Here is a 500-nt window from a genome sequence, read left to right as displayed (position 1 = left end):
ACTTTTTTTCTGCACTGATATGTAATACATTGAACAAACCTGTTTCCTGCCTTGCAGTAAAAAAGCTATCCATAAACACATAGTTGCTTACTAAATAATACTCTCCGCTTAACTTAAAAGCAAGCTTTGGGTTTTCATATTCAGCAAATAATCTTGTCGTATTTTCTTTATTAAAACTTTGCTTGTTTTTTATAGGGAAAGTGGTTAACGGATTAAAAATGAACGAAGGAGTTCTGTTTACATTTTGAAAACCCAATTGCAGGTTGCCCACTGTTTTACTTAATTTTCTTTTTAAGCTAATAAAAGCATTATAATCACCTGCATTCATTCCTGTTAAATACAAATTGCCTGTTGCTTCAATATCCCAAACTTGATTACGAGTTCTGTTTCTATATTCAGCCAATGCATAAACATTGTAAAAATTATGAACAGCAGTATCTCCAAATGTGCCTTTTAAATTCTGTAAAGCTGCACCTACTTTAAAAAACTGGCTTTGGTTA

At 31.8% G+C, this 500-nt stretch carries 1 protein-coding gene; it reads right to left on the bottom strand.

The window, feature by feature from the left end; all coding sequences use genetic code 11:
• On the bottom strand, positions 1 to 500 hold a 500-nt coding region (locus E3E36_RS11625; RefSeq protein WP_167895553.1), incomplete at both ends, for a putative porin.

This window comes from Thermococcus sp. M36 (assembly GCF_012027355.1).
Lineage (GTDB): Archaea > Methanobacteriota_B > Thermococci > Thermococcales > Thermococcaceae > Thermococcus.
The sequence above is the reverse complement of the archived record's forward strand: the minus strand, read 5'-3'. Positions and strand labels throughout refer to the sequence as shown.